Annotated in this window: 4 protein-coding genes; 3 read left to right on the forward strand and 1 reads right to left on the reverse strand. The window is 61.6% G+C overall.

Annotated features, from left to right (window positions below; translation table 11 throughout):
- Positions 1-335: 335 nt before the first annotated feature.
- From IWX63_RS16415 to IWX63_RS16425, 3 genes are all read left to right on the forward strand, one after another.
- On the forward strand, positions 336-1,172 hold the full coding sequence (locus IWX63_RS16415) for a cupredoxin domain-containing protein (protein ID WP_199279222.1): 837 nt from the start codon (positions 336-338) through the stop codon (positions 1,170-1,172).
- A 169-nt stretch (positions 1,173-1,341) separates the two neighbouring features.
- Positions 1,342-1,833, forward strand: a complete 492-nt coding sequence (locus IWX63_RS16420; protein ID WP_199279223.1) for a cupredoxin domain-containing protein — start codon at positions 1,342-1,344, stop codon at positions 1,831-1,833.
- Complete coding sequence (locus tag IWX63_RS16425; RefSeq protein ID WP_199279224.1) at positions 1,830-2,333, forward strand: hypothetical protein; 504 nt, start codon at positions 1,830-1,832, stop codon at positions 2,331-2,333. Before IWX63_RS16420 ends, IWX63_RS16425 begins: the two co-directional genes overlap by 4 nt.
- 99 nt (positions 2,334-2,432) lie before the next feature.
- Here the strand turns inward: IWX63_RS16425 and IWX63_RS16430 are convergent, their stop codons facing one another.
- Positions 2,433-2,909 carry a hypothetical protein gene (locus tag IWX63_RS16430; RefSeq protein ID WP_199279225.1) on the reverse strand — a complete coding sequence of 159 codons (477 nt, stop codon included), beginning with the start codon at positions 2,907-2,909 and terminating at the stop codon, positions 2,433-2,435.
- Positions 2,910-3,275: the final 366 nt, after the last annotated feature.

Below are 3,275 nucleotides of genomic sequence, written 5' to 3' on the forward strand. Positions count from 1 at the left end.
CCCTCGGATTCCGGAACCTCACCAACTACATCGCGCGCAGCCTGCTCGAATCAGGCGGCTTCAGACCTCGACTACACCCTCAATTACGATGAGCCGGTTTGGGCTGTACAGTCGTTTTACCTTCATGTGCGAGTGAGGATTGACCCGGTTCGCCGGGTCCGAGCGTCGACGAACATTTAGGGGCCTCCATCCTGGTGTTCGCCGGCGCTCCTTCATTTCCCCCAAGTGGCACCCGAGAAACTTGTCTTTCACAAGATTGGCTACCGCTCTCAAGTCGACGACCCTCATGTTGGCTGCCTTCGTGACGACCGGGGTAACGGTCCCCCATAGGCTCAGTGCAGGACATCAACAGTGAGGCTTTCGTGCCCGTTTTTGATCGCTGCTGTTTCCTGCCCATCTTTGATTGCTCGTGTGACGAAGGTCATATGTCGGGGTTTTGGTATCGGTGGCTCACCTTTGATCGGCCGCCCATGTTTGGTGCCTTCCTAGTTGCCCCGGCGGAGGGAACGATCATGTCTACCCGAGGGAAAATTCTCAGTACTGCCCTGGCCGGTGTTCTCATCAGTGGCGCGGGCGTCATGGCAGCAGGGCCAGCGGTAGCCGCTCCTGCGGTAGCTCCTGTGATCGCATCTTCAATGTCGGTTCCGACGATGACGATGGGGCAGATGACCATCACCATCACCGATTTCGCGTACTCGGGGATCGGCACCGTTTCTCCGGGATCACAGATCACTGTCACCAACACTGATACCGAAGTTCACACCGTCACCGCCGATAATGGGGCCTTCGACGTCACCATTCCCGGCGGGGAAACCGTGACCTTCGCTGCCCCGGCAGATGCCGGCACGTACAGTTTCTTCTGCAAATTCCACGCCAACATGGAAGCCTCTCTCACTGTCGCCGCAGCAGCCGCCCCAGCACCGGCCGCCCCCACGACACCGGCGCCGGCGCCTGCGCCTGCCGCCGCCCAACCGGGCACGGGGGATTCGGGTGGCATGGATGACATGGAGGGCATGGATCAGATGGGCACAGTTCCGCGCGGCGGCGCCGACACGGGGACCACGCAGGTGACGGGCGGATCCCTGGATGCTTTACTCCTTGGAGGGGGGCTGGTCCTTGCGGCTCTGGCTGGCAGCACCTACGCCGTACGCCGGCGCACAACAAGCCAGTAGGACCACCGCATCCGGTTCTGCAGCTCACGCAAGCTTTCCCTTCCCCGGTCCACATCTCACGCATCCCGGCGTCGGTCAGGACGCGTCCGGGAATGTTGTCGGAGGCGGGTCTTTAGTGGCCCGATCAGCCGATGTCCTGTTAGCACCACAAGTCCCTCACAAAAGGATAATGATGAAAGCCACGAAACTCGTTCTGTCTGCACTGATGCTTGCTGGTGTCTCGATGGGATCTGTTGCCTGCTCACCGACAACTGAGGCACCGACACCTGAGGCCCCGGTGACCGAGACATCATCAGCTCAAGCACCGGAGGCGACATCGCCGGCTGGTACTGCCAGTGCCGCCGCGGCAGCCCCGAGCGCGGGCGCGTCGACCGGTGCTGGTATGTCTGCGTCCGCCGACGCGGCACCGGCGGAGGAAGCGGTGATCACCATCGCGGACTTCAAGTACGAAATGCCTGACAGCGTTTCCCCCGGTGCCGAGATCACGGTCATCAATGACGACGACGCTCCCCACACGGTCACCGCTGACGGTGACGGAGAGTTCAACGTGAATGTCCCCGCCGGAGAGACCGTGACCTTCACCGCCCCCGATAAGGCAGGGGAGTACAAGGTCATCTGCACCTTCCATCCCCAAATGTCCGGGACGCTGGTCATCGGATGACCCTCAGCGATGCACCCTCAAGCAACGGCCGCCGCAGTGTAGATAATCGCCCGGTCATGCTGGTCTTACGGGTCCTTATCGCGGTGGCGCTCATCGTGAGTGCTGTCATCCATTTCCAGTTGGCAGCAGGATTCCAGCAGGCAGCACCGTCCGGGATAGGCGGCGGTAATCTGTTCCGAATCCAGGGCGCCGTCGCTGTTCTCGCCGCACTATATGTCCTTATCAGGGGAACACAACGAGCTTTCCTGCTGGCCGCAGTGGTGGCGCTGGCCTCCCTGGTCGCTGTGATCGCGTACCGGTACATCCAGATCCCGGCCATCGGACCCATACCGTCGATGTATGAGCCCGTCTGGTACACCACGAAAACCATTACCGCCATCGCCGAGGGCCTCGCCCTCATCCTGGCTCTTACTGCCTACACCCTTCACCGGAAAAGTCACACCGCTAGCCGAGAAAGTGAGCTGACCGACGGCCCGCACAGAGGGCAGAGGAGCAGGTAACGACCCGGGCGTGAGACGAAATTCGAACGCAGCGTCTGACTGGTTTTGCGTGCACGCCGGGCTGTGGAGCCGGGCGCTAGAAGTGTCCGCTGGGCACGGCTAGGAGCAGGAGGTCCGGTCCACGGTAATGTTCAGCGGGTGCGCGACAGAGTACGCGCGGTCCGGTGAACTGAACTGGACAGCCACGTTCTCGGCGGTGCCCCGGTCTACTGTTTCCTCTAGCGCGACCTCAACGACAATATCGATGTGCGCGTCGGGTTCGAAAACAAATCCTTCGACCGGCACCGGGTCGACCTCGAAGGTGCTCGGCTCAGGCTTGGTGTCGGCGGGGGAGGGGACCGCTTCATGCTCGGCATGAGATGCCGATCCAGGGGCTGCACCATGATTGCCGTGACCTTCCTTATTGGCAGGGGTCACCTCAACCGACACGACACTCAGGCCCTTGGGGGAGCCCAGCGCAACATCGGAAAAAGTGAAGGTTTCCAACGTCGGGTTATGCAACAGCAGCGTGTACTGCTGAAAGCTTTTCTCCGGCTGCTCCCCGCGCAACGTGGCACCATCTTTCGCGATGCCCAATGGGTCATCGCCCCATACGTCCCCTGCGGGCGCTGCGCCGGCCGAGGTTTTCTCCGAGGCTGTGCCCGAACTGGGGTCGACACCAGCAGACTCGGCGTCACCGGATACACCAGCACCGGATCCAGCCGCCTCCGATGAAACTGCGGGCGCTGACGAGGATCGGTCTGCGTTCACATTCAGCGGGTTCTCATCGACCGAACCACATGGTTGGGCCCCCGTTAGCAGTCCAGCGTCTATGCGATAGCTAATTGGTTGTCTTGCGTCCAGTTTTCCGGCCCTTCGCATTTAGGCGTGGTTGGTTCGTTTCGCGCGGTAGGGGCGGTGGCCGCCGGCAGCGAGTAGGCAGCGGAGTCTGTAGTTGGTGAA

It is taken from the genome of Arthrobacter sp. CAN_A2, from assembly GCF_015752045.1.
Lineage (GTDB): Bacteria > Actinomycetota > Actinomycetes > Actinomycetales > Micrococcaceae > Arthrobacter_D.